28 protein-coding genes are annotated in these 26022 nt (G+C 32.6%); 16 read left to right on the top strand and 12 right to left on the bottom strand.

Features of this window, described 5'->3' with window-relative positions:
• Nucleotides 1–5: 5 nt before the first annotated feature.
• From FS935_RS10095 to FS935_RS10115, 5 genes are all read left to right on the top strand, one after another.
• Nucleotides 6–692, top strand: coding sequence for a zinc metallopeptidase (locus tag FS935_RS10095; RefSeq protein ID WP_146948121.1), 687 nt, complete (start codon nucleotides 6–8; stop codon nucleotides 690–692).
• 125 nt (nucleotides 693–817) lie between these two features.
• Entirely contained in the window at nucleotides 818–2161 is a 1344-nt protein-coding gene (locus FS935_RS10100; protein WP_146948123.1) for a hemolysin family protein, read from the top strand.
• Between the two features lie 713 nt (nucleotides 2162–2874).
• Nucleotides 2875–3990: an AI-2E family transporter gene (locus tag FS935_RS10105; RefSeq protein ID WP_146948125.1), complete on the top strand. Its 1116-nt coding sequence runs from the start codon at nucleotides 2875–2877 to the stop codon at nucleotides 3988–3990.
• 67 nt (nucleotides 3991–4057) lie between these two features.
• On the top strand, nucleotides 4058–4279 hold the full coding sequence (locus tag FS935_RS10110; RefSeq protein ID WP_146948127.1) for a spore germination protein: 222 nt from the start codon (nucleotides 4058–4060) through the stop codon (nucleotides 4277–4279).
• 76 nt (nucleotides 4280–4355) lie between these two features.
• Nucleotides 4356–4604, top strand: a complete 249-nt coding sequence (locus FS935_RS10115; RefSeq protein WP_146948129.1) for a YueH family protein — start codon at nucleotides 4356–4358, stop codon at nucleotides 4602–4604.
• Nucleotides 4605–4720: 116 nt separating this feature from the next.
• Here FS935_RS10115 and hpaB read toward each other — a convergent pair whose 3' ends face one another.
• The gene (gene hpaB / locus FS935_RS10120) at nucleotides 4721–6169 is read right to left on the bottom strand and encodes a 4-hydroxyphenylacetate 3-monooxygenase, oxygenase component (RefSeq protein WP_146948130.1); all 1449 of its coding nucleotides are present in this window, start codon (nucleotides 6167–6169) and stop codon (nucleotides 4721–4723) included.
• A 562-nt stretch (nucleotides 6170–6731) separates the two neighbouring features.
• Between hpaB and FS935_RS10125 the strand changes: the two genes are divergently transcribed.
• The 8 genes from FS935_RS10125 (at nucleotide 6732) to FS935_RS10160 (ending at nucleotide 14007) form a co-directional block, all read left to right on the top strand.
• Nucleotides 6732–7952 (top strand): EAL and HDOD domain-containing protein, encoded by a 1221-nt coding sequence (locus FS935_RS10125; RefSeq protein ID WP_146948132.1) that lies wholly within the window; start codon nucleotides 6732–6734, stop codon nucleotides 7950–7952.
• Between the two features lie 120 nt (nucleotides 7953–8072).
• Nucleotides 8073–8297: a hypothetical protein gene (locus FS935_RS10130; RefSeq protein ID WP_146948134.1), complete on the top strand. Its 225-nt coding sequence runs from the start codon at nucleotides 8073–8075 to the stop codon at nucleotides 8295–8297.
• A gap of 331 nt (nucleotides 8298–8628) precedes the next feature.
• A complete protein-coding gene (locus FS935_RS10135) occupies nucleotides 8629–8769 on the top strand; it encodes a DegQ family regulator (protein WP_146948135.1) in 141 nt (46 codons plus the stop codon).
• Between the two features lie 222 nt (nucleotides 8770–8991).
• Nucleotides 8992–9915, top strand: coding sequence for a polyprenyl synthetase family protein (locus tag FS935_RS10140; protein WP_146948137.1), 924 nt, complete (start codon nucleotides 8992–8994; stop codon nucleotides 9913–9915).
• A gap of 19 nt (nucleotides 9916–9934) precedes the next feature.
• The gene (gene comX, locus FS935_RS10145) at nucleotides 9935–10093 is read left to right on the top strand and encodes a competence pheromone ComX (protein WP_146948139.1); all 159 of its coding nucleotides are present in this window, start codon (nucleotides 9935–9937) and stop codon (nucleotides 10091–10093) included.
• Nucleotides 10094–10115: 22 nt separating this feature from the next.
• Entirely contained in the window at nucleotides 10116–12416 is a 2301-nt protein-coding gene (locus FS935_RS10150) for a histidine kinase (protein WP_146948141.1), read from the top strand.
• Nucleotides 12417–12678: 262 nt separating this feature from the next.
• Nucleotides 12679–13320 (top strand): response regulator transcription factor, encoded by a 642-nt coding sequence (locus FS935_RS10155; RefSeq protein ID WP_146948143.1) that lies wholly within the window; start codon nucleotides 12679–12681, stop codon nucleotides 13318–13320.
• A 324-nt stretch (nucleotides 13321–13644) separates the two neighbouring features.
• A complete protein-coding gene (locus FS935_RS10160) occupies nucleotides 13645–14007 on the top strand; it encodes a hotdog fold thioesterase (protein WP_240050882.1) in 363 nt (120 codons plus the stop codon).
• Between the two features lie 81 nt (nucleotides 14008–14088).
• On the opposite strand, the gene mnhG is transcribed toward FS935_RS10160, so the two are convergent.
• The 7 genes from mnhG to FS935_RS10195 are packed head-to-tail and all read right to left on the bottom strand — an operon-like array spanning nucleotide 14089 to nucleotide 19852.
• Nucleotides 14089–14448 carry a monovalent cation/H(+) antiporter subunit G gene (gene mnhG, locus FS935_RS10165; protein ID WP_146948147.1) on the bottom strand — a complete coding sequence of 120 codons (360 nt, stop codon included), beginning with the start codon at nucleotides 14446–14448 and terminating at the stop codon, nucleotides 14089–14091.
• Nucleotides 14432–14716, bottom strand: a complete 285-nt coding sequence (locus tag FS935_RS10170; RefSeq protein ID WP_146948149.1) for a Na(+)/H(+) antiporter subunit F1 — start codon at nucleotides 14714–14716, stop codon at nucleotides 14432–14434. Before FS935_RS10170 ends, mnhG begins: the two co-directional genes overlap by 17 nt.
• Entirely contained in the window at nucleotides 14716–15192 is a 477-nt protein-coding gene (locus tag FS935_RS10175; protein ID WP_146948151.1) for a Na+/H+ antiporter subunit E, read from the bottom strand. The genes FS935_RS10170 and FS935_RS10175 overlap by 1 nt, the downstream gene beginning before the upstream one ends.
• Nucleotides 15193–15197: 5 nt before the next feature.
• Nucleotides 15198–16679, bottom strand: coding sequence for a Na+/H+ antiporter subunit D (locus FS935_RS10180; RefSeq protein ID WP_146948153.1), 1482 nt, complete (start codon nucleotides 16677–16679; stop codon nucleotides 15198–15200).
• Nucleotides 16672–17013 (bottom strand): Na(+)/H(+) antiporter subunit C, encoded by a 342-nt coding sequence (locus tag FS935_RS10185; RefSeq protein WP_146948155.1) that lies wholly within the window; start codon nucleotides 17011–17013, stop codon nucleotides 16672–16674. Before FS935_RS10185 ends, FS935_RS10180 begins: the two co-directional genes overlap by 8 nt.
• The gene (locus FS935_RS10190) at nucleotides 17013–17450 is read right to left on the bottom strand and encodes a Na(+)/H(+) antiporter subunit B (RefSeq protein ID WP_146948157.1); all 438 of its coding nucleotides are present in this window, start codon (nucleotides 17448–17450) and stop codon (nucleotides 17013–17015) included. Before FS935_RS10190 ends, FS935_RS10185 begins: the two co-directional genes overlap by 1 nt.
• Nucleotides 17447–19852 (bottom strand): Na+/H+ antiporter subunit A, encoded by a 2406-nt coding sequence (locus FS935_RS10195; protein ID WP_146948159.1) that lies wholly within the window; start codon nucleotides 19850–19852, stop codon nucleotides 17447–17449. The genes FS935_RS10190 and FS935_RS10195 overlap by 4 nt, the downstream gene beginning before the upstream one ends.
• Before the next feature lie 247 nt (nucleotides 19853–20099).
• On the opposite strand from FS935_RS10195, the gene FS935_RS10200 reads away from it, so the two are divergent.
• The gene (locus FS935_RS10200; RefSeq protein WP_146948161.1) at nucleotides 20100–20315 is read left to right on the top strand and encodes a hypothetical protein; all 216 of its coding nucleotides are present in this window, start codon (nucleotides 20100–20102) and stop codon (nucleotides 20313–20315) included.
• A gap of 84 nt (nucleotides 20316–20399) precedes the next feature.
• On the opposite strand, the gene FS935_RS10205 is transcribed toward FS935_RS10200, so the two are convergent.
• Nucleotides 20400–20984 carry a hypothetical protein gene (locus FS935_RS10205; RefSeq protein ID WP_146948163.1) on the bottom strand — a complete coding sequence of 195 codons (585 nt, stop codon included), beginning with the start codon at nucleotides 20982–20984 and terminating at the stop codon, nucleotides 20400–20402.
• Nucleotides 20985–21179: 195 nt separating this feature from the next.
• On the opposite strand from FS935_RS10205, the gene FS935_RS10210 reads away from it, so the two are divergent.
• Entirely contained in the window at nucleotides 21180–21737 is a 558-nt protein-coding gene (locus tag FS935_RS10210) for a DUF5366 family protein (protein WP_146948173.1), read from the top strand.
• A 422-nt stretch (nucleotides 21738–22159) separates the two neighbouring features.
• Here FS935_RS10210 and FS935_RS10215 read toward each other — a convergent pair whose 3' ends face one another.
• Nucleotides 22160–22570, bottom strand: coding sequence for a thiol-disulfide oxidoreductase DCC family protein (locus FS935_RS10215; protein WP_439116637.1), 411 nt, complete (start codon nucleotides 22568–22570; stop codon nucleotides 22160–22162).
• Between the two features lie 26 nt (nucleotides 22571–22596).
• Nucleotides 22597–24447, bottom strand: coding sequence for a transglycosylase domain-containing protein (locus FS935_RS10220; protein ID WP_146948177.1), 1851 nt, complete (start codon nucleotides 24445–24447; stop codon nucleotides 22597–22599).
• Nucleotides 24448–24837: 390 nt separating this feature from the next.
• On the opposite strand from FS935_RS10220, the gene kapD reads away from it, so the two are divergent.
• The gene (gene kapD / locus FS935_RS10225) at nucleotides 24838–25416 is read left to right on the top strand and encodes a 3'-5' exonuclease KapD (protein ID WP_146948447.1); all 579 of its coding nucleotides are present in this window, start codon (nucleotides 24838–24840) and stop codon (nucleotides 25414–25416) included.
• 155 nt (nucleotides 25417–25571) lie between these two features.
• Here kapD and kapB read toward each other — a convergent pair whose 3' ends face one another.
• On the bottom strand, nucleotides 25572–25964 hold the full coding sequence (gene kapB, locus FS935_RS10230; protein ID WP_146948179.1) for a kinase-associated lipoprotein KapB: 393 nt from the start codon (nucleotides 25962–25964) through the stop codon (nucleotides 25572–25574).
• Between the last annotated feature and the right edge of the window lie 58 nt (nucleotides 25965–26022).

Consider the following 26022-nt stretch of genomic DNA (forward strand, 5'->3'; position numbering starts at 1 on the left):
TGGAAGTGTTTTTCCATCCAATGGATTTTTTAATTTTCGCAGCATTAGGACTGTCAATTTGGGCCCAATTTAAGGTGAAGGGGAATTTTAAAAAATGGTCAGAGGTAGCAACATCCTCGCAAAAAACTGGTGCTGAGGTTGCGCGTCATATACTTGATCAAAATGGCTTATATCAAGTTAAAGTGGAAGCTGTAAGAGGAACATTAACAGATCATTATGACCCAGTTTCACGAGTTGTTCGATTATCAGAGCCTGTTTACTTTGGGCACTCTATTGCTTCAGTTTCTGTTGCAGCACATGAAGTAGGTCATGCAATACAGCATCAACAATCATATGGCGCTTTAGTATTAAGACATAAATTCTTCCCACTTGTTAATTTGACATCTGGTATTGCACCTTTCCTTTTAATAGGAGGACTATTGCTTAATCAGCTTAATTTAATTGGACTCGGAATTATTCTTTTTTCTTTTGCGGTAGCTTTTCAGTTAATCACTTTGCCTGTTGAGTTTAATGCAAGCTCACGTGCAAAAAAATTAATGGTAGCAGAAGGAATAATCCGTAACAATGAAGAACATGGAGTAAATAAAGTATTGGGTGCAGCTGCACTAACTTATGTTGCAGGGGCTTTAATGGCTCTATTTGAGTTGATTAAGTTTGTTATGATTTTTATACAGGGTAATACAGAGGAATAATATAGTATTTTTATAACCATGTTTATGTAGGGAATACCATTTTATTAGGAGGTGACAGGGATAGGCCAGTAAACAGTGTTTCAATGAAAGATTAGTAGAAAGACACTGGTGGACCGTCCCTTATTTTGGATATAGTTAACCTGATTATTGTTGCGATTTTAATTGCACTTACCGCATTTTTCGTTGCATCGGAATTTGCGATTGTTAAATTGAGAAGCTCACGGATTGATCAGCTTATAGCAGAAGGTAACACTACTGCTCTGGCAGCTAAAAAAGTTACTTCAAACCTTGATGGTTATTTATCTGCATGTCAGCTTGGAATAACAATCACTGCTTTAGCTTTAGGTTGGTTAGGAGAACAAACCTTAGAAGGCCTTTTGCATCCGATATTTGAGACATTAAATATTAGTGAATCATTAACAAATGTGTTAACAATTGCGATAGCATTTATTTTGATTACGTATTTACATGTAGTGATAGGAGAACTTGCTCCTAAAACTGTAGCCATACAGAAGGCTGAATTTATCACCCTTTTATTTGCAAGACCTTTGATCTTTTTCTATCGAGTGATGTATCCATTTATTTGGATTTTAAATGGATCTGCAAACTTACTCGTTCGATTATTCGGTATTACTCCGGTATCAGAGCATGAGTTGGCACATACGGAAGAAGATCTTAGACTTATGCTTTCAGAAAGCTATAAAAGTGGTGAAATCAATCAATCTGAGTTCAAATATGTGAACAGAATCTTTGAATTTGATGATCGAATTGCAAAGGAAATCATGGTGCCGCGAACAGAAATCGTAACAACTTCGGTAGAGAAATCTTTCCAGGAAAACTTAGATATCATGAGAAGTGAAAAATTCACTCGATATCCGGTGGTAAATGGAGATAAAGACCATATTCTTGGTATGGTTAATATTAAAGAAATTTTTACTGATTTATATTATTTAACGGCAGAACAACGAAAAAACACGTCAATTCAAAAATATATTCGACCAATTATTCAGGTAATTGAATCGATTCCTATTCATGATCTTTTAATTAAGATGCAAAAGGAAAGAGTTCATATGGCGATATTAATGGATGAGTACGGTGGTACTGCTGGTTTAGTAACAGTAGAAGACATAATTGAAGAAATTGTTGGTGATATTCGCGATGAATTTGACCAAGACGAAGTACCTGATATCCAAAAACGTGGAGACATGCATTATGTAGTTGATGGAAAGGTTCTCATTTATGAGATTAACAATATGTTAAACTTGGATATTGATGATGAAGACATTGACACACTCGGTGGATGGATCCTTACTCAGAATATTGAGAGTAAACAAGGTGATAAGTTATCCTATAATGGTTTTGAGTTTCATATTTTAGATATGGAAGGTCATCTCATTCGCTCTGTTGAGGTATGTAAAATTGCAGAGCAAGAACACGAGCCTTTACAATTAGTAGAGGTAGAGGAATAAATAAAATCATAGGAAAAGAAGTCAGTCTAATAATGTCTGGCTTCTTTTTTATGGAGCTCTTTTTACGCTTACGCTTTAAAGCAGCCTCTTTCTACGTTAGAATAGATTTTAAATGGGGGGAGTTTTGTCGTAAATTGTCTAATCGCTGATAAATTTTTATAATCGACGATAAATTCGAAAAATCGCTGATAATTTGGCAGAATCGACGATAAATGTGAATTTCTCTCAATGAGCAGTAGAATATCCACCCTGAGATAGCGTATATTTCAATCGTTCAGTTTGTTTATTTTGTAGTTTTGCATTCTATTATTGGACATTTTGTCTTTTTGAAGGCTCATTTCTCTAAGATTGCTCCTAATTGTCTTAAAAACAAGTTTTATTTATAAAAGACTTGTTAAAAGATGGCACGAATATTTTTATAGTGATTTTTCATTAAGTTACTTTTACAGAGCTAGTAACTGAGTTGAGCCTCATACGTGTTAATATTGAGCTATGGTTTCAAACCTAATGGAATTATTTATCCAAAAGTACGATAGATAATGGTAAAAACAGTATAAATATTGTACATTTGTATTAGATTGTAAATAAACGAAACCTTTGAATCGTTTCATGCGTATTATTGTAATCATACATAGTGCTAAAGTAGAAGGTTTTTATAATAAAATCACAATCAGAGATAGAGATCTATAGAATTAAATTCAGGAGGAACATGTGTGTTTAAATCAAAAACTCATTTTTGGACTTTACAGATATTACTCGTATTATTAATTGTTTATGTTGGTACAATGGTCTCTTTTTTATTTGAACCAATTATTGTGTTTGCAACAACTCTTTTCTTTCCAATTCTAATTGCTGGGATTTTATTTTTTATTTTTAATCCTTTAGTTAGGATTTTGGAAAAAAGTAAAGTGCCTAGAACACTTGCAATATTAATTCCGTATATTGTGTTCATCGGTGTTGTATCAGCACTTGTTGCGTTTATAGGACCAATCGTTTCACAGCAAATTTCTGATTTAATAAGAAATTTCCCAAGATATGTAGATGAATTCACCGAGTTTGTTATTAGCATGTCTAACAAAGAATGGTTTACATGGGTAATGGAACAGGAATATGTTTCCTTAACTCAGATAGAAGAAACGTTAACAGGCTATGCAACTAGCTTACCTGAAAACATTACAACGAGCTTCACAAGAGTTCTTGGTGTTGTTACGAATATTACTTTGACGGCTATTACTGTACCTTTTATTCTTTTTTATATGTTAAAAGACGGTCAAAAGCTTCCTTCAACAGCTGTAAAAGTATTACCAACAGCTTATAGAAGAGAAGGATTAAAGATTCTCCAAGATTTATATGAAACATTAGCAGCATATATACAAGGTCAATTAATTGTTTCTCTTGCCGTAGGTTTAGGCTGTTTTATTGGTTATTCTATAATCGGACTCGAATATGCATTAGTTCTCGGAATTGTCGTTGCTGTCGCTAATATCATTCCATATCTAGGTCCTTTTATTGGTGCTGCACCAGCTGTTGTGATTGCTTTACTTGATTCGCCGACAAAGGCATTACTAGCAGCGTTAGTTGTAACAATTGTTCAACAAATTGATGGGAATTTTCTTTCACCACTTATTATTGGGAAACGACTCAATACACACCCATTAACAATCATTTTACTATTGATTGGAGCAGGAAGTTTTGGTGGCATTATTGGGATGATCCTGGCTGTCCCTACTTATGCAGTATTAAAGGCTGTCACATTACATATTATTCGACTAATTAAATTACGAAAAAAATATAAAGAAGAATTGAAAACTGAAAAAGTAGAAGTCTAGGCAGAACTTCTCCTTCCTTAATTCCATATAATGATTTTAGCTTGATAGGAAAAAGGAGGAGAAAATGATGCCTGCATTTGTAGGACCAATTCAATTGAATACAATAGGTAGAAGCGCAATGTTTACTGTAGGTGATTCATTTGCTTTATCACCAAAAAGTCAAAGTCAGTCATCTATTGGCTCTGGTGGAGCAAATTCGGGTGATTTTATTGATAACCAGAATGTCTTTAACATAACAAATTTCTATGATGCCGATTTAATTGATCAAAGTGACTTTCTAAATATGTAAAACAAGAAAAAGGACTTTCTACACGAAGTGTCCTTTTTCTTCGGATTTTTTAACATAGGAAATGAGGGTAAATAAAGTGAAGATCAGAAAAGCAAATGTACATAGTGATAATGAATTAATAACAAATGTTTATATTTATGAAAATAAACAACAGGAGTATAGCATGATTGCCATCCCCCAATTAGAATGGTCTACTCTTATACCTTATGAAGAAGATAGAAGGGTATTAAAAGATCGATTGTGCAATTCTTTATTGAAGAAAATCGAGAAATCACCAGCAGTAGAATTAATGAATAAAATAGTCCAATGGGTTGGAGAGATGTAACAGGATACAGCTTAAACCAAAGCATCTCTTTATGCCTCTGACAGAGCATAAAGAGATAGTATTTTAGCAGCCTGCCTCCAAAAAACCAGTTACGATCTGTTACCCTCTACCGTTAATTATTCAGACTCGATATTTAAAAAATTATACACATGATTGATATATTCATCACGAGGATATCCATTGTATAATTTTGTAGCTAATCGAACAGGATCACCGAAAAAGTACCGCTCATATTGAGTTTGCCTTGTTCCAAAGCTGCTCATCGTTAAATCCCATACTAATCTTAAAATTTTAGTTTTCGTTACAGCTTCACAAGCTGTTCCTTGATAATAAAGCTCAAGATCATTGAACAAGCATGACTCAAAATCCTCTTGGGATGGAATCGAAACTAAGCCTCCAGCACCAATTAATTGTAAAATTTCAATCATGCGAGGATATAGCTTTGGGAATATATTGACTGCTACAAATAAGGAATCAGCATGTGGTACCATAGTACCCCATTCATCTTCAGCAGCTAAAAGCTCAGCACGATCTAATAAGGCCTTCATGGATTCTAAACCTATAATCATTTCACTAATTTTTTCGTGAATATGTTGAAATTCTGATAAATTTAATAGTTTTACCATCGATTGTGCAATTCCTAGAATAAATTCAGCTTTTGTTATTTGACGAATAACAACTTGATGTAATGTGTGAGCTGTAAAACTACTACGAGAAAATAGCTTCATAGCAATATCTTGGCGATGATAAAAATAAACATTCTCCCATGGAACGAATACATTGTCGAAAATAAGCATTGTATCCATCTCGTGGAAGCGAGATGAAAGCGGGTAATTAAAACTAGATTCTCCTTCCCAAAAGGATTCGCGGCATAAAAACTTTACACCATCAGCATTGCTTGGGATACTAACACAAAATGATTGCTCATCATCATTAAGCTTGCCTCCCGAAGGAAACAGAATGATTTCGTCAGTCATACCACCCTGTGTTGCTAAAAGTCTAGCTCCCTTAATAAACACACCGTCATTATTTTTCTTGATTATTCTTGCAGCTATAGGTTGATTGGATGATTCTTCATAGGTAACGGAACGATTTATTTGAGGATTGATAAAGCTATGTGTGAAGGAGAGATCATGTTCACGAGCTCTTTCATAAAGGTTTATTAAATTTTGAGTAAACTGTTCATCTTGATCAGATAAGATGCTTGCTGAAGCTGTTAAAGTCATAATAACTGTATTTAAATAATCGGGAGTTCTCCCCATCATTCCAGATGTTTCAAAAGCCCAGGTTTTTATCATATGCCTTCTTGCTTCTAAGTCTTCTTTTGTTTTTGGTTGTAAAAAAGAAAGTCCTACGCGGTTATCTGTTTTAGGAGATTTATAGGTCATTTTATCAATTAAATCAGGCTTAACTTGTAGATCGTATAAGGAGGCCTTTGTGTGTAATGCTCCTTTATAAACAGGGTGTTCACAAATATCCTCTGTGATTTTTTGTCCTTTGATCCAAATATTTGGTTTCAATTTTCTCATTCTGGCTAAGTACTGTTCACCATTAATTGCAGGCAATTTAAACAACTCCTTACCAACTGAATACATACATAATATATGGCTTTTCATGGAAAAGTGTGTGCAGAGCATAGATTCCTTGAAAATATTGTATGAAATTGATGAACGAAAGAAAGAGGAATTTTGATAAGCAGTACGGAATAATTTTAAGTAATTAGATATGTTCAGTTCTTATTATGAGCAATCTTGTTAGAGTGAATTTTTGAAAAATATATTGGAAGCGTTTTCTTTTTGTTTAATTTTATTCACCAAGGCAAGAATAATTAATGCGTTTTTATTCGAAAGGTGTGATAAATGATGTACGAAGAGAACTTTTTTAAAGGTATGTTATGGGCATCATTATTAAGTATTCCATTATGGCTTTCTTTTTTTGGCTGGCTTAAACTTACAATAAGATTGTTTAATCATTTTTAAGAGCGGATAATCTAAAAGACACCTTCCTATATTAGGGTTTTTTACCTATAAAAGTGAATATATTTCTAATTTTAGTAAATTATTGTGAAATATATAGTAGAATAGGTGAAGGATGAAAATATGATTCATATTTTTGGGGGTCAAATAGATGGAAGTGTTTGTTGCCAGACAACCGATATTAAATAGTAATGAAGACGTTATAGCTTATGAACTTTTATATAGAGGAAGCAATGAAAATGTTTTTCCAAACATTGATGGTGATAGAGCTACTACAGAGGTAATTATTAATAGTTTTTTAAATATTGGGATGCAGGATTTATCTGAGGGGAAGAAGTGCTTTATTAATTTTACAGGAGCATTATTAAAGTCCAAGCTTCCTACCTTCTTTAATCCTAGCTCAATTGTTGTTGAAATTCTGGAAAACGTTGAGATAAATGAAGAGTTAGTTTTAGTATGCAAAGAATTAAAGCAATTGGGTTATACCATTGCTTTAGATGATTTTAAAGTTCAGGAATCTGCTAAACTGTTACCTTCACTTTTGAAATATATTGATATAATAAAAGTTGATTTTATGCAATCATCAAGAAATGAGATTTTGTCAATTGTAAATAAATATCGTTCATTAAATATACAATTATTAGCTGAAAAAGTAGAAACTAGAGATGATTTCATTTTTGCAAAAAAAATCGGCTACACCTTGTTTCAAGGGTACTTCTTTAGCAAGCCGATCATTATTTCAAGCCATGATGTACCGATGCACTTAAAAACGTATTATCATATTTTAGCTGAAATATCAAAAACAGATCCTAATATTGATATAATATCTTCTGATATAGAGCATGATATTTCTTTATCGTATAAGTTGTTAAAACTTATTAATTCACCAGCGTTTCGCCCGATAAATAAGATCAAGTCGATTAAACAAGCTATAGTATTGTTAGGATTAAACGAGTTAAAAAAATGGATTTATGTTCTTTCTTTAAAAAATATAAAAAATGTAAAAGACTCAAAAATGGATGAAGTTATCAAAATGTCCTTAGTCCGCGCAAAATTATGTGAGCTACTAGCTGTAAAGACTGGTAACAGGATGTCAGCACCGTATATGCTAACAGGCCTTTTTTCTTTAATAGATACATTGCTACATAGAGATCTAAATGAAGTATTAAGTGAATTGCCATTATCAGAAGAAATCCAAGATGCACTTCTTGGCAAAGATAATAATCTTAACAAAGTGTTGTCGTGGGCACTACAAATTGAACAAGCTAATTGGGAGTTAGAAGGTATAGAATTATCTAAAGAAGAGATTAATAGATATTATGTTACCGCGATAGATTGGGCTACACATTTAATGGAATTTGATGAGAATTGATAACTGTCAATTTGAATGTAAAATAAAAAAGGAATACAGTAAATTTTATAGAATTATTAAAGATAATTAAACTTCCTTGTTCAAACTTCGAGTTGTTAAACTAAAGGAGGTCTTCACTCTATGGGAGGGCAACCAACTTTTTTTGTATTAGATGATAAAATGGTTGCAGTATTTTCGGTGTTGCAGAATAATTGCGAAGTGAAAATGGAATGCTTATTTTCTAAAACAGGAATAGAGGATTACACCTTAGAGTATTATGGACCTTTAGAACAGAAATCAGAGTTAATCAAATTAGCAGTATCAAAAGCACAAAGTATATTTAATGAAAATGTTTTTTCAGTCTAGGTGGTTGAAGAGAGACTAAAACGAATAGGTTTAGTCTCTCTTCTTTTTATTTAGATTACTTATTTATCGTTAACTCCCCTCAAAAAGACAGGTAGAAAAACGTATCCTTTAAAAGTCATAGTGTTTTCCAAATTCTCACATAAAGGCAATTCTTTGTACATCGAAAATATATATTTTGGACTATTGCGTTTCTGTTGCGGTATCACGCATTGAGTATTACGATTTATTTTCGGTGAAAATTGTCCTGATATAGCGTAGTATTTAACTATAATCAATTAACATGAAAGTTGGCCCTGCATTCGCGCTTACCAACATTTAAGGAGGGTGAAAAGTGGATCAGCAAAAAATTGAAGAAATGACAAAGCTGCTACTACAAATCGAGCAAGAATTAAAAGAAACGAAGCAATCACTTCTATCTATAAATGAAAGTATTGATAAATATGATAAATATGCATTTCTAAATGTATCTTAAAGAACTTAGCTCCTGCTAAGTTTTTTTTAATAAGGTTAATAGCTTATGACCTTTTTACGTAGTTTTGGTGTCTAGTGCAATCGCTAGACCAAGGGCTTGTGTTTTTCTTAAAATTAACATTGACATATATTGGTGAATTGGGTGAAAATATAATAGATTAGTTGTAAGAATATACTTTTGCTACTAAACTAATTAGTAATATAGTAATATATAGCAAAAGGGGTGGGTGGTATAGAAAATATTGAGTCCAATCGTATTAAAGAAACGATGTTGAATTTAATTACTACTCAGCTACAAAATGATGGACTTAAAAGTTTTATATTTTCTTTCCTTACAAATAAAGAAGAAATGAATTTTGCTAACCTTACTATTTTACATCACCAAATATTTGATAGGAAAGATCCAGAACTTCTGAATTTAGCAGCAGCTGTTGAACTTTTGGTATTATCATTTGATATTTTTGATGATCTAGAAGATTTAGACAATACAGAAGAGCCTTGGATGAAGATTGATCATTCAATAGCCTTGAACGCTGCAACAGTACTGTATACGCTAAGTCAGCAAACAGTATTATCACTTTCTTCACCATTTAAGCATCAAATCCTTGCATCGCTTCTAAAATACTCCATACAGGCTATGGAAGGACAACATGACGATTTGGAAGATAACATTGCTTCTGAAGAAGATTGTTTACAAATGATGAAGTTAAAATCAGGATCACTTATTGCTCTAGCATCAGTATGTGGAATGCAATTGGCAGGAGAAAATGACAAATTAGTTGAAGAGTATGCATACCAAATTGGCATAGCTGCACAAACAGATAATGACTTTAGAGATTTATTTAATCCATTGAAGAATGATATGAAAAATCAAAAAAAATCTTTAGCAGTTCTTTATTTACAAAGAAATTATAATGAACATGCAAACGATTTGCTCAAATTTTATCAAAGTGGATTAGACATTAAAGAGCAGTTTGGAAGCATAGAAAACTATAAGCAAAAGCTTTTAGATTCAGGAGTCATGCAATATCTAAATGTAGTAAAGCAAATTGCTATAAACAGAGCTTCAAGAATGATAGACAATTTAAATATAAATAGTGAACATAAAGAGTTTGTTAAATCAATTTTAATCAATAAAAAAACATAATAATAGGGAGAGATCATTCATGCAGGAAATCGTAAACTTTTTAATTGAAAATCCAGAAGTATTAGAGAAAGTAGTTAATGGACAAGCTAGCTTACTTGGTGTTGATATTGAGGATGTATTAGGGTTAGTTGAAGGTATTGTTGGCTCTGGGACTTTGAAGAATCTTTTCTGGGCGTAATTATTCTTGAAAGGTGTTAGTAATGCGAAGTAACTTCAATAAAACTTACCAATTATTTGTAGTATTAAGTATTATACTCTCTATATACATGACATTTTTAAATATTAATTACCCTTATGTCGGTGCAAGTGTAGAAATAAGCGAAGAAGATAAAATAATAATAACTTATATAGAGCCGAAATCTTGGGCTGAAAAAGTGGGAATAAAAATTGGTGATGTTCTTATTGAGGTTAATGGCTCAGATCCACTAAAACATAAACCTTTATTGAATAAACATGTATTAGAACAGGTTGAATCTTTCACTCTTGAAAGAGGTGGACTAGAGAAAGAATATACTTTTTCTAGTTCACCTAATTTTAATGCACAAAGTTTATTAATTATTATTATACCTTTTACCGTTTTATTTTTATGTTTGTTTTGTAGTTTTTATATTTATAAATCTAATAAAAGTATTAATTTAAAATCTGCAAATTTATTAAATGTTTTTTTACTAATTATCTCAATGGCATATATTAGTGCTACTGGTTCTTCAAAAGGTGATGAAATTAGCAGATACGTTAATTTATGTTTGTTCCTTTTGGTGCCTGTTAGTTATATGCATTTTTTGTACCAATATTTTATTGAATTAGGTAAAAAATTATTTAACTTCCATTTTGTTAAATTTGGTTATGTATTAGTAGGACTTAATGTTATTGCAGAAATAGCTCAATATTATTTTCTATTTAGTTTTCAATATAATAGAACTATAAATTTAATTTCCTTCTTTATCCTACTCGTGCTAACTTTTTTACTGAAAATATTCGGATTGAAAAAGATAAAGTACTCTGAACAATCGTATATAGTAAAGATTTTGATTGTCACAAATATTCTTTCCTTTTCACCTTTTTTATTATTTTATGTAATACCATTTCTGATATTTAAGAAGTATGTTTTTCCACCTACATTTTTAGCGGTCTTTCTGTTGTTGATTCCCTTTTCATTGGTATATCAATTTTTAGCCACTAAAATTTATGATATTGAGTTCTTACTTGGAAGAATTAGATATTATTCTTTATTGGCTATTATTCCAAGTTTAATAATAGTTGGAATAATGCTAAATTTAAAAGAAAGTAATCCGAATTTTTACCAAATAAAACTAGCTATTATAATTTATATAGTGCTCATAGCAGTATTCTACATCAAAGAAATCTTCGACTATCGCTTCAGACTTAAGCGGTTTTCTGAGAAGTATAATTACCAGGATAGTATATTTAAATATACACAAAGTATCCGCAAGGCAAGTACTTTAGAACAGGTTGTTTCTGAGCTTAAACAGGTAATTACTGATGTACTTATTGTTAGTAAGGCTTACTTTATAGAAGTGGATAAGGAAAAAAATATCTCAGCTGTTGATCCTAATGCAAAGAATTCAGATTATGGTCCATATGTGAAAGAAATTAAGAAGGTATCGGTTGAAATCGGGAAAATTATCGAAGTTGATAAGGGATTTATTATAAATATTGGAGAAACAGATGATAAAAGCTATGTTCTGCTTTGTTTATCAATATTAAATACTCCTATTTTAACTAGAGATGAAATTTCCTGGCTTAAAACATTGTCTTTTTATACAAATGTGTCCTTGGAAAATTTCCTTAAAATTGATGAACTTATGCAGCATTTGCAAAAGGTTGAAACTGAAGGTCAAAACCCTGGATGGTTAACGAAGCTTTTATTTTCTATTGAAGAGAAGCAGCGTTCTAATTTAGCTAAAGATCTTCATGATTCAGTTTTGCAGGATTTAGTTTCGTTAAAGAGACAGTGTGAAATGGCTTTATCAGAGGTAGAAGTGGATTCTGATAAATTGAAAAATCAGTTGCAGGAAATGAATAGCAATATGACTAAAATCATCAAAACAACAAGAGAAACTTGTCAGGAATTACGACCACAGTTGCTTTATGATTTAGGCTTAGTGAAAGCTCTTAATAAGCTAGTGATGCAGTATCAAGAAACAGTTGATTTTGACATTCGATTAAATACAGGTAATTTCACAATGAATTTGGATATTGATACGCAGCTGAATATTTATCGTATTATCCAGGAGCTTTTAACAAATGCTCAAAAGCATTCAAAGGCATCTAGTGTGTTAATTATTTTAGTATGTATCAAAGATAAAATTGTCCTGCATTATGAAGATAATGGGATTGGCTTTAAATATAATAATATGAATGACCAATCTGAAAGTATGGGATTGTCAGGTATTAGTGAAAGAGTGAAGGCTCTAAAGGGAACAATTACGATTGAAACCTCAGAAGGAAGAGGCTTAAAGATAGATGTTGAAATATAGACTTGGCATATGCCAGGTCTCTTTTTTAAGATATTCAAATAATGGTTTAACATTGAAAGAAAGTAAAACAAGTAGTAAACAATATATAAGGCTGTTTTCGCAAACTTTGTTGCTTATAAATACCCGAAGAAATCAGCATTGTATCAAGTCTAGTTGCATCTTTTCTTCGCCAAAATATACTGATTCTCCTGCATATTTTGGTTAAATAGCAACATTCTTTCAGAAAAGAGCCGTATATAAAGAATGAACAAAGGGTGGAAAAATGATACATATTTTAGTAGTAGATGATCATCCAGCAGTAAGAGAAGGCACAAAGGCAATTTTAGAAGCAGAACCTAGTGTTCAAGTAGAATGCTTGAATCCGCCTTATACAGTTGAAGAAATGAAAAAATTTGATTTTGCTCCCTTTGATGTTATCTTAATGGATTTGAATTTAGGTGAGATTAACGGAATGGAGTTATCTTCAACAATCTTAAGTCTTCATCCGACTAGTAAAGTGATTCTCTATACAGGTTATGATGTTGAAGATTATTTTGAGGAAGCACTACAATTAGGTATTTTGGGAGCAGTAAGTAAGACAGAGTCAAAGGAAAAGCTATTAGATTATATTAGACATGTTATTAATGGAGAAATTGTTATTCCTTTTCAGTATTTTAAAGGTTTACTTGATGAAAGAAAACCAAATCCTATAGAAGCTGAAGGATATGATCAAGTATTTAATGAACGTGAAAAAGCCATTTTACATGAAGTTGAGAAAGGATTGACTAATCAGGAAATTGCAGATCATCTTCATCTTAGTAAGAGAAGTATTGAATATAGCTTAACGTCTATTTTTACGAAATTAGATGTTAGTAGCCGAACTGAAGCTGTTCTTATTGCAAAAGCAAAAGGAATTATTGAGTAATAGCTACTTTAGTTAATGATTTTTGTTAATTTACAAAATATAAACATTTTCTCAACACTGCCATGATGTTCATCATATATGATTGTTTTTATATCCTTTTTTCTGGAAGTAATTCTAGGGGAAACTAGGGGGTTATAATGGACATTATGGCAGTGTTACCTACCTTACTTTTATTATTGATCTATTTTATATTTGTTGTATACGTATTAAGAAGATGAACATAAATGAAGAATATTAAGAGATTAAGACTTCTTAATGAACATAGTTTTACAGGTGAATTCGAAGGGAGGAACTATTTTGGATTATAATGCTAAGAATACTTTGATGGAAGCTTTAGGTATAAACATAATTTCGGTTACTTCTGAAGGTGTTGTGGCTACAATGCCAGTAGATCACCGAACACATCAGCCGTTCGGATTATTGCATGGAGGAGCTTCTGTGGCACTTGCAGAAACAGTAGCAAGCATAGGTGCATATGCTTTAATTGATCAAGAAAATGAGATTTGTGTAGGCCTGGAGATCAATGCCAATCATATTCGTGGCAAAAAGTCTGGAGTCGTAACAGCTCATGCAATACCAGCACATATGGGAAAAACAACAATGGTTTGGGAAATTAAAATAGTAGATGAGAATGATGAGTTGATTTGCTTATCACGATGTACAATGGCAGTACTGAAAAAGAGATAAACCAAGTTAAAATAATGAGAAAAAGTCGTGAATTCCAGATCTGGAATTCACGACTTTTTCTATACTAGTAAAATAGTTAAGTTAATTATTACTTTTTACTTTTTGACGAGATTTCTTCAAATCATCCTGCAAGCTACCCTTCCATAATGGGACACCTGTGTTATATGCCGCACGACTAATTAAGTGTCCAGCAACAGGAGCCGTTAGAAAGACGAATACAATACCTAGTAGGACTCTAGAATTTACTATTTCATCAACTAGTAGGAAATAAATAAATAACCCTACAAGAACACTAATAACACCTAATGTAGCACTTTTTGATGCAGCGTGGTTACGTGTATATACATCAGGCAATCGAATCACACCGATAGCAGCAATTAAACTTAGTAATGCACCCTGGAGAATAAGATAACCAACAATAATTTCACTGATTTCGGTCATTTTCGATAATTTCTCCCTTCTCTAGGTATTTAGAGAAAGCAACTGTTCCAATAAAGGCTAAAATTCCTAACAATAGGATAACCTCAACAAAAGCACTTGTATTTAGAACAATCGAGATAATAGCCGTCATAGCAATGAAGTTAATACCAATTGCATCTAATGCAATGACTCTATCAGGTGTAGTTGGTCCCTTTACCAACCTATAAACAAATAATAAAGTTGATATTGCAACAATCGCAAGAGATAAAGTCATAATAAACATAAACATTAACGGCTCACCTCCTTGATTGCTTTTTCAAATGTATTTTTAATATCAAGCTTTGCTTGTTCAACATCACCAATATCCATGGCATGGATAAAAAGAGTTTTGTTATCTTCTGATACCTCAATAACAAGAGTACCAGGAGTTAACGTGATTAAATTTGCTAAGATTGCAATTTCCCAGTCTTTTTTTAGCTCTGTTTCTAATGAGAAAATCCCTGGCTTCATCGTTAATTTTGGAGATAAAATGACCTTTAAGACGGCAATATTAGACTTGATTAATTCACTAAGAAAGATGAAAATTAGCTTGAATAGCGCAATAACATTGTAGAAATAAAGGCGATGCTCAAAAAATCTTCTTAGTGCGAAAATAATTAATCCTCCAAAGAAAAAGCCTTTGAAAAATGCTAAAGAGGAATAATCATTTGAGAGAAACATCCATATAAACGCTAGAAAAAAGTTTAATAATATTTGAAATGCCATATGCACTACTCCTTCAATACTGCTTGAATATAAATTGTTGGATCAAGCAGAGTATCTGTAGCTTGTGAAATATAAGGTGAGATTGATTCGATACCGAAACCATATGCAATCGATAATACTAGTAGGATTGCTATTGGAGCAATCATGCCTTTAACCGATTTACCCTTATAGACTTCATCGTTTGATGATTCACCCCAGAATCCATTTATAAAGATTTTCATAACTGAATATAAAACTAGTAGGCTCGATAATAAAACAACAAATGAAATGGTATATTCTTCTGCCTCAAAGCCACCTTGTATGATTTTAAGTTTCCCGATAAATCCACTAAGAGGTGGAATTCCAGCGAGCGATAATGTTGCAATAAAGAACATCCAACCTAGTAAAGGGTGACTAGAAATTAATCCACTAAATTTGCGTAAATTACTTGTTCCTGTGATCGCAATAATTGCACCGACTAAGAAAAATAACGCTCCTTTAACAATCATATCATGAACTAAATAATAGATAGAGCCTTCAACAGCATTTGGTGTATTTGCAGCAATTCCGAATAATATTACACCTACAGCTGTGATGATATTATAAATAATAATTTTCTTAATATCCCAATAGGCGATGGCACCTATAACGCCAAAGATAATTGTTAATGCTGCTAACCAAGCTAAAATTTGATGTGTATAAGATGGTTCATGATAAAAAATCAACGTATACACTCTTGTTATTGAGTAAATTCCTACCTTTGTTAATAATGCTCCAAATAATGCAGTGATAACGGCTGGAGGAGCTTGATATGATCCAGGTAACCAGAAGTATAATGGGAAAATAGCACCCTTTAAACCAAATATCACTAAAAATAAGATCGCGATAACAGTGAGTAAACCTGTTTGACCCATATCGGCAATTTTTACACTTAAATCAGCCATATTAAGCGTTCCTGTTACTGCGTATAAATAAGCAACGGCAATAACAAATAATGCAGATGAGATAATATTAACTAGAATATATTTTATCGACTCTCGAAGTTGAATTTTTGAGCTTCCTAAAACAATCAACATGTAAGAAGACATAAGCATAACTTCAAAGAAAACAAACAAGTTAAATATATCACCTGTTAAAAACGCTCCAGTCACACCTAAAAGTAAAAACTGCACAACAGGATAGAAATAAAATTTTTCCCTGTCTGGTGTTATGGAAGAAAAGGCAAAAAGTAATGCGGTAAATCCAATAATACTTGTTGTTAATACAAGTAAACTTGCGTACATATCAGCTACAAGTACGATCCCGTAAGGAGCCTCCCAATTCCCTATAGCTAATGATTGAATACCATTAACATGAACTGTGTGAACAATAATTCCCGAAACCACAATTGCCAGAAGAGAAGCAAACGCACTTATTAGCTTTTGTGCTTTTATATTTTTATTAAAAAAGATTAAGATAATCCCTGCTAAGAAAGGGATGACGATTGGCAAGATAATTAAATTATTCATATTGATCATTTCCCCTTAGTTGATCCATATCATCTGTTCCAAGTTCCTGATATGAGCGATAAGCAAGAACGAGGAAAAATGATGTCACTCCAAAGCTTATAACGATTGCCGTTAAGATAAGAGCCTGTGGAAGTGGATCAACATATACTTTGGCATGTTCTCCTAGTAATGGAGCAGCACCTGTCTTTAGACCGCCCATTGTTAAGATGAGCAAATGAGCTCCATGACTTAATAAACCAGTTCCAATAATAATCCTGAGTAAGCTTTTAGATAACATTAAGTAAACTGCAGCACTAAACAATATACCAACAACAATAGACATTAATACTTCCATTATTCCGTCTCTCCAATCGTTTGAATAATGGTCATTGTGACACCGATCACGACAAGGTAAACTCCTAAATCAAATAAAACCGCGGTAGCCAATGCCGTTTTCCCGAGTAATGGGATATCTACATAACTAAAGGTTTGTGTAAGGAAAGGTACATTATAGAAAAATGAACCTAATCCAGTAAGAACTGCAATAAGTAAACCTGTTGCAGTCATTTTGATGTAATCAACATTTAAAGTCTTTTCTACCGTTTTCACATCAAAAGCTAGAAGTAACAGCACAAAAGCTGCAGCAGTCATCAAGCCACCTATAAATCCACCACCAGGTGTGTAATGACCAGAAAAGAAGAGGTGTAACGAGTAAATAATAATAATAAACGCTACCACCTTTGTGACTGGTTGAAAAATAACGTCATTTGTTTTTACATGCGTTTTTTTCACCCTTCTTCCCCCTTTCTAACCTTTAAGCGGATCATGCTATATATTCCTAACCCAGCAATACCTAATACGGCGATTTCAAACAATGTATCAAAACCTCTAAAGTCAACAAGGATGACGTTAACCATATTTTTACCGCCAGCAAGTTTATAGCTGTTTTCGATAAAATAAGTAGAAATTGTTTCTGACACACGTTGACTGTTTGCTGACAAAGCAATTAAGGTCACAATTGTTCCAACACCTAAAGAAATAATTAAATTTGTCAGTTTAAAATTAAGCTTTTTCTCTTTTTTCTTAAATTCTGGTAGGTGATAGAAGCAAAGTAAAAAGAGAGCAACAGAAACTGTCTCAACAAGTAATTGTGTTAAAGCTAAGTCAGGTGCACGAAACACAACGAAGAAGAGAGATAATGAATATCCTACCGAGCCCAGCGCGATAATAGCTGTTAATCTAGATTTTGCAAAAAGAACAGTTATCGTACCAATTACCATAACAACTGCAAGAACTGCTTCATAAATACCAATTGGTGCTGTTCCTTCTAAAGAAAAAGAAAATCCATCAGTCAAAATGAGTGTTGTTCCTAAAATCAGGATAAAGAACGTAAAGATAATCGCTAAATAGTCCCGAATAAAACCTGTCATATAAAATCTTGTAATTTTAAAAGTTGATTTGTCTAACGTGTATAATGCCGCATCATAGCCTTTATTTAATGCAAGCTTTTCTGGAACTAGCTTATAAACTCCACGCCATTTTCTTAGGAAGAAATAGCCTAGAACACCTAATGCAAAGACTCCGATTGTCATAAATAACTCAATCGTAAAACCATGCCATGCATATATATGAACATGAAAATGCTTTTCATCACCTAGTAACGCTGGAATTATTGAGGCCATTGCCGGTTCAATAATTGTATAAGCAAGGATGTTAGGGAAGAAAAAGAAAATAATCACAAGTGATGCCAAAATAATCGGTGAAATTAGCATTCCAATTGGGGCCTCATGTGGCTTTTTCTCTAGCTTTTCAGGCTGATATTTACCGGTAAATGTTTTGAAAACAAGTACCATACTATAAATAAATGTAAATATACTACCTATCCAAGCGATGATCGGGAATAGTAGCCCGAGAGTTTCTACATTAAAAACATCCATCTCAATAATTCGTATCATGCTAGTAAAAAACATTTCTTTACTTAGGAAGCCGTTAAATGGAGGTAAACCTGCCATTGCAAAGGCACCTATAATGGAAATGGTAAATGTAATTGGCATAAAGCTCATTAATCCACCTAGCTTACGTATATCTCGTGTACCAGTTTCATGATCGACGATACCCACTACCATAAATAAACTTCCTTTAAAGGTAGCATGATTGATTAAGTGAAATACTGCAGCAAGAGTAGCGACAGTGTATACGCTATTGTCAATTGAATCGATTGCTAGTGCTGCCGAGCCTACACCAAGCATTGACATAATCATTCCTAATTGACTGACTGTTGAAAAAGCAAGAATACTTTTTAGATCTGTCTGCTTAACTGCATTGAATGAACCCCAGAACATTGTGAATATACCAAAAGCAGATACGATCCAAAACCACTCTGGAGTACCAGCAAATACTGGACTAAAGCGTGCAACAATATAGATTCCTGCTTTAACCATAGTAGCGGAATGTAGATAAGCACTAACAGGTGTTGGAGCTTCCATTGCATCAGGAAGCCATATGTAAAATGGAAATTGTGCAGACTTCGTAAATGCACCAAATAAGATTAGAACTAATGCTGGAATGAATAACTCATGCTGTGATATCTCAGGAACCTTTTCAATAATTTCTCTAATGCTAAAGGTATTAGTCATCATATAAAGCATGATAAATCCACCGAGCATTAATAGTCCACCAAAAATCGTGATGAGCATTGATTTTTGTGCTCCGTACCTGGATTTTTCACGTTTGTACCAATAACCAATTAACAGGAAAGAAGAAAGTGATGTGAATTCCCAAAACGTATAAAGAACAATTAAGTTATCTGATAAAACAACGCCTAACATGGCACCCATGAACATTAATAAGTATACATAAAACGTGTTAAGCTGCTCTTTTTCCTTCGATAGATAATAGATCGAGTACAGGATAACAAGGGCACCGATTCCAGTGATGAGTAAGGCAAATAGCAAGCCCAAACCATCTATGTATGCAGTAAAGTTAATATCTAGGGATGGAATCCAACTAGCAGTTTGCTTAATTGTTTCCCCCCTCATGTTGGAGCTTATGAACTGGGTAAAGTATGCAAAAAGTAAAACAGGTAAAATTAGAACGAACCACCCTGTATGAACTTTCCGAAAGTATTTATACAGAAATGGAACAAGTATGGCAAATAAAAATGGTGATAAAATTGCCACATGAAGTAATGACATCTTTGAACCTCCTTACAGTTTTGACGAATTAATATTACAAAAGAATTGTTTTTAATCTGGGGTATAAATAATAAGAAATGATACTTTCTCTTTTACTTATTTAGTATGTTCCAGATTTTGTACTACTATGAAATAATATCAAAAAATGATCATTTCAAGTTCATATGAACATAAAAATGATAACAAATTTCTGCTTACTTGTATATTATTAAACATCTCAGAGCATGATAATTCTTGAGGTGATATTGTGCATATAATGAAGGTTTTTATCGCATGTTGTGTTTTTTCGTCCCTTTTTACGAGTGCATGGTTTGTAAATGAGAAGTTAAGAAGAGAATATGTTGAACAAATTGTTTTTGAAGAATCGATTATTGAGTTAACAGATACAGAAACACCTATTGAGGAAATAAATGTTTTTGAGAAGTTTAGACCTCGAGAGTATGTTCGTGTAGTTCTTAAATAACCAAAAAAGCGGTTGCTGAAACATAGAAGTTCAGCAAATTATGAAGAGAAGCTAAATTAAAAAAACCGGGAAAACCCGGCTGATTTACCCTGATATAGAGCTGTTATTAGTATGATAAAGGTGTGATTTAGCTTTAGATTTATTGTGGAATGTCATAATAAGAATTGGGAAAATGAATAGCATCGAAAGCATAACCATCGCTAGAATAAGGGAAGGTATTTGAATATCTTTGTGTAATCCTTCTGATTGCTTATTAAAAAATTGCTCAGCTTTTTCATTTTGAACGATATTAGACAGAATTAAAAATTCATTTTTCTCATTGTCATAATAATATAAATCATATTTATCGAAATAAAATAGTGAATCTCTTTTTTGTTCATATTTAACGAAAGCCATTGTGAAATTTGAATCATATTCTTCCGTTTTTTCTTCATTTTCCTCTGTTTCTGGATCGTCTGCGGAAATCAATTTAAATATTTTGCCATCCATCGTTAATGTCTTTTCAAATGAAACTGAATTTTTATTGTAATAATTTACTTCATTTTGCAATTTTTCCTCTAATTTCGCTTTGAATTCTTTTGAAGCGCTTTCATTTTCTGCATGAATGATATTCACAGAAATTAAAAGGGTGAAACAGATTGTGATTAAAAACGCACATAGGCTTTTCATACATTTTCCTCCTTAATATAAGGTAGCTTCATAAAAAGTAATTTTATGATAACTTAGTAAAATTATACCAAATTATTCATCTCTTAATACAAAAGAAGCTAAAGCTTCGAAAATTTGTCATATATTTCTTGTCAAATACCACACTCTACTTCATAATGATGGAGAAATTCAATTGTATAGTTAGGGTCGATGAACATGAAAAATACATACTTTACTAGTTATTTTCCACTAATAACAATTTTGCTTTTTAGTACATCGTTATCAATAGCAACCGTAATGATTGCAATTGATTATTTACAACTGCTTGGTATATACGAAGGAATGCTTGAGTTTTTTTCAAACAATGGAATAAAGCTCGCACTATTTATTATTTTTGCATTAATTTACTTTATGATCTTTTCTGCATTAAAATTAATTGCAAATACAGTTACTGAGCTCTCGTTATTGTTTTTTTCTAAGGACGTAGCAGGAGAAAACCTTACAAAGATAAGGGGAGGCTCGATTATTTATGTTATTGGGGGAACTTTGTCTTTACTATCTATACAATACCCAATAATTATTATGGGTCTATTCCTCATTTCGACACTTTGGTATTTTGTTTATGTCGTTTATAAAATAAGTGCTTCACTCACTTCACCTTCTTTGATAGGTTTAGTGTTATTTCATGTATTATTTTGGTTTATCTTTATTCTAGGCACACTTTACATTAGCTTTAGATTGTACAATAGTGTAATGGCGAGTTTACCAGTGTAAACATGTATCAAATTTTATACAGTGTTGGTAATTCGTTATTTTTAATAGAAAAGATAAAATCAAAAAAGAGGCTAGGACATAATAAAAGAAGTCCCACAAAAAGAGGAATAAATCTAAATTCAGTTAAGCTGAAAAACAAGTTCGTTCCATTGCGCTGCAGACATAAGATTCGCCGGGGAGGAAGCTAAGCCTCCTCGTAAGCTGCGCGCCTGTGGGGTCTCAGCCTTTCCTCTGCACCCGCAGGAGTCAAATGTCTTCCGCTCCATTACACTAGTTCTTAAAAATAGTATGCAAAATCAAACAACATTGAAGACTGCAAGTAAAAACCCGAACTATTAGGCGAATGTTTAATTGACATATCACCTAATAATTCGGGTTTATTATTAGCATAAATACTTATGTCTCAGCCTCTTATTGATTTATCATAAAAATCGTTTTTTTATTTCTGGGGAAGGGAGCATACAGTGATTACTTTTACCAAACCATTTATAACGATTTTTTGCTATCATCTGATAGAAAGCATCACGGATTGGTTTGGGAACTAACATAAGTGGATAACAAAATAACCATATCCCACCGAGTTTTTTGCATACTTTTAACGCAGCTGTAGATTTTGTGTACACTTGATTATTGTCTATCATGACAATGCTGTCGAAATGACTTGTTGGAAGTTGCACTTTTGTAAGAAGGCTTTGCCCAGTTGCAGACTGCAGTGACGTGAATTTAAATAGTTCCTTCTTATCAGCACGAATGATAAACTGAACTGTTTGGTTACAAAGATTGCAAACACCATCAAATAAAAGTATGGGTCCTTCTATATCTTTAATCATTATAAGCCCTCCAGTAAGATTTCTCTTTTCTATTTCATGATATCTTTCCAAATAAGCATTTGCGGACTATTTGAATAGATAGAACTAACATTGCCCTGTCCATCCTTCCCTACCCAAACAGCAGCTGTGTATCTGTCAGTTAATCCAGCAAACCAAAGATCTTTATAATCATTTGAAGTACCTGTTTTTCCACCAACATAACTGGAAGAAACATTCGCCTTTTGTCCTGTTCCACTTTTGACAACAGAAGTAAGCAAATACTTCATTTGGTTATTAGTGGATTCTTTCCAAACTCGAACAGGTTCTTCTTTCCATTGATAAAGAGTTTTACCATTTAAATCTGTTATCTTCGTAATTGCATGGTTTTTATAATACAATCCGTTGTTTCCAAAGGTTGTATATGCATTTGTAAGCTCAAGTGGTGAAACACCGTAATCAAACCCTCCAATTGCAGCAGGAAGTTTATAATCGTCTTTCGTTACTTTACTAAATTGGAAAGGAGCTAAATATGAAAATCCTTTTTCTATACCAATTGAATCAAGCATTCGGACAGCCGCAGTATTATATGAGTATTTTAATGCTGTTTCTAATGTAACCATCCCATAGTTTCGTTCACTATAGTTCTTCGGACAATATCCATTTTTACAAAATTCACTGGCGTCTATTTTAGATTTTGTTGTTGCTCCTGTAAGATCAATATACGGCACATAATCTAGCAGAGGCTTAATTGCAGAACCAGGATGTCGATATGCTTGATATGCTCTGTTAAAATCAAATTTTTCATAATTCTTTCCACCAGATAACGCAACGATCGTATGTGCTTGATGATCAATGACAGCGGCAGCTCCTTGAACTTCATCAAAGGGAAGATGCTTAGTTATCGAGTCAGTGAGCTTATGCTGGAGATTTGTGTCTAAAGCAGTATGAATAATAATACCATTACTTACTATTTGGTTAACTTTTTCATCGATTTGTTTATTAATTGTATCTTTGTTTTCTCCCTTTTTAGTTTCTTGTAAATAGCCCTCTTTTTCTGTTATTAATTGCTTTAATTCATGATGAACATATGTTACATAATCTGGTTGTGTGTCAGTGCGTTTCTTTATCGATAGCTTGATAGGAAAATCAATGGCATTCTCCAACTCATCCTTAGAAATGACTCCATTATTATGAAGCATGTTAAGCAATCTTATTTGTCGTTCTTTAGTTGCATCAAAGTTTTTAATTGGATCATACATCGTCGGGTTATTTGGAATAGCACTTATGAATGCAAGTTGCGCTGTATTTAGTTCTTGGATTTGTTTACTAAAGTAATAGGTAGAAGCTGTTCCAATACCATATGTTCCATTACTAAAATAAATTGCATTCAAATAGCCTTCAAGAATTTGTTCTTTCGTGAAGTTCTTTTCTATTTGGTAAGAATATAGAAGCTCACTTAGTTTACGGTTATAGGTTTGTTCGTGTGTTAAATACACATTTCTTGCAAGCTGCTGAGTAATTGTACTAGCTCCTTGCTCGACAGATTGTGTTTTTGCATTAACAATTACAGCTCTTAACATTCCTTCAGCATCAAAACCAATATGTTCAAAAAAACGTTGATCTTCAGATAAGATATATATGGTTTTTACCAGATCAGGAATATCTTCATATTTTGTAAAAATTCGATTTTGTTGTAATGATGTGATTTCTGAGATCAGTCTGCCATCGCGATCAAATATATAACTATTTTGTGCCAACTTCACTGAGTCTATTGGTATCTTCTCATCTAATACAGTACCTAATCCTTTTATAGCTTCTGATTCTTTGCCTGCAGCTAATCCGCATAAAAGGAACACAGGTACCATAAAAAGAACACAAAACCATCCAAATAAATTTCTCATGTTCTTCACATTCTTTCTAAAATAAATAATTTCTACTTCTATTGTACTATTTAATCTAAAAATGAAGCAGAAATTTTTTTCATCCATACATGTTATATTTTGGATATAGAGACAGTATAACAATTCATCATCAGGTTAGTTTGAATAAACAAGTTAAAATCTTTGAAATTAAGCCTAATTTAAGATTGTGAAGAATATATTTTTAAGAGATAAATGTCGTGTAAAGATAAAAATAGTCAAGGGGTATTTCATTATTTTTTGAATATTTAAGTTCTTTCTCTGGCTACGATGATATAATAATAGAAACAAAATTTTCATCATATTTAGAAGGGAGGGACAGATAAGTTGGCAGATCTAGATCATTTATTGTTTATTGACTTTGAATTCACAATGCCAGAAGGAAAGGCTAATCCAAAAGGGTTTTACCCAGAAATTATTGAAGTAGGAATTGTTTCTGTTGTGAACCAAATAATTCAAGACCAATACTCCTCATTTGTTAGACCGAACAACTTCCCAAAACTAACTGAACGTTGTAAAACATTTCTACAAATCTCACAGGAAAAAATTGATAATGGAATAACCTTTAATGAGCTGATAAAGGTATTAGAGAACTATAATTATACCCAACCTGTCACAGTAATCACTTGGGGCAACATGGATATGAAGGTACTTCGTCAAAATTGTCAAATGAACAATTTAGAATTTCCTTTCAATGGAAAATATAGAGATTTATCAATGGAATATAAGAAATTCTTTGGAGATCGTAATCAAACTGGCTTATGGAAAGCTGTCGAGGATTATGGTAAAAAAGCGACCGGAAAGCATCATTGTGCTTTGGATGATGCAATGACTACTTACAACTTATTTAAATTGGTAGAAGAAGATAAGAGGTACCTGCAAAAGCCTAGCCCACCAACCATAGGTGATAGAATTGACTTATCAAAGGTATTAAAAAACTATGCAACATAAATTGTTTACCTAGACAATACTATACTTGATACATTGCATTACTTAGAATGTGAAAAACATTAAATTTAATAAGAACAGTTTTACTTAAAAGCCTTACTCAATAACAATATGTATCGACATCAGTGTCGAATCTATTGTTATTGAGTAAGGTGTAATTATGTTGCCCGAGCTGGAAAATAATCTTTTTCTAAATTTTCTATTTTCTTTAAGGATTCTGTTGCCCATGGAGTAGCTTTTTCTGTAAGCTCAAGCTTACAAGTTGTAATGGCTTCCTTTAATGAATCAAGATAATCAGGTACATCCTGTTCAAAAGGCTTTACCATTTGTTTAGGTATATTTGTTTGTTCATTTAATGCTAATGCTCTTCGTTCGTGAAAAAATTGTACATCAACTTGTTTAGGGTTATGTAAATCACCTTGTTGTGGATGCTTTAAAACAGCTTTAACCTTAACTAAATAATGAGCAGGACGAATATCTGTAACCTCGCCAATATACTTCCCAGTTTTATAGATTCCTGTGACAATATCACCAATTTGTATTTCTTCCATTAAATTCAGCACCTCTTTACATTTTCTTTTTTAATGGCACTATATAGTTCCTTTTGTA

The sequence above is a fragment of the Metabacillus litoralis genome (genome assembly GCF_007994985.1).
Taxonomy (GTDB): Bacteria; Bacillota; Bacilli; order Bacillales; family Bacillaceae; genus Metabacillus; species Metabacillus litoralis.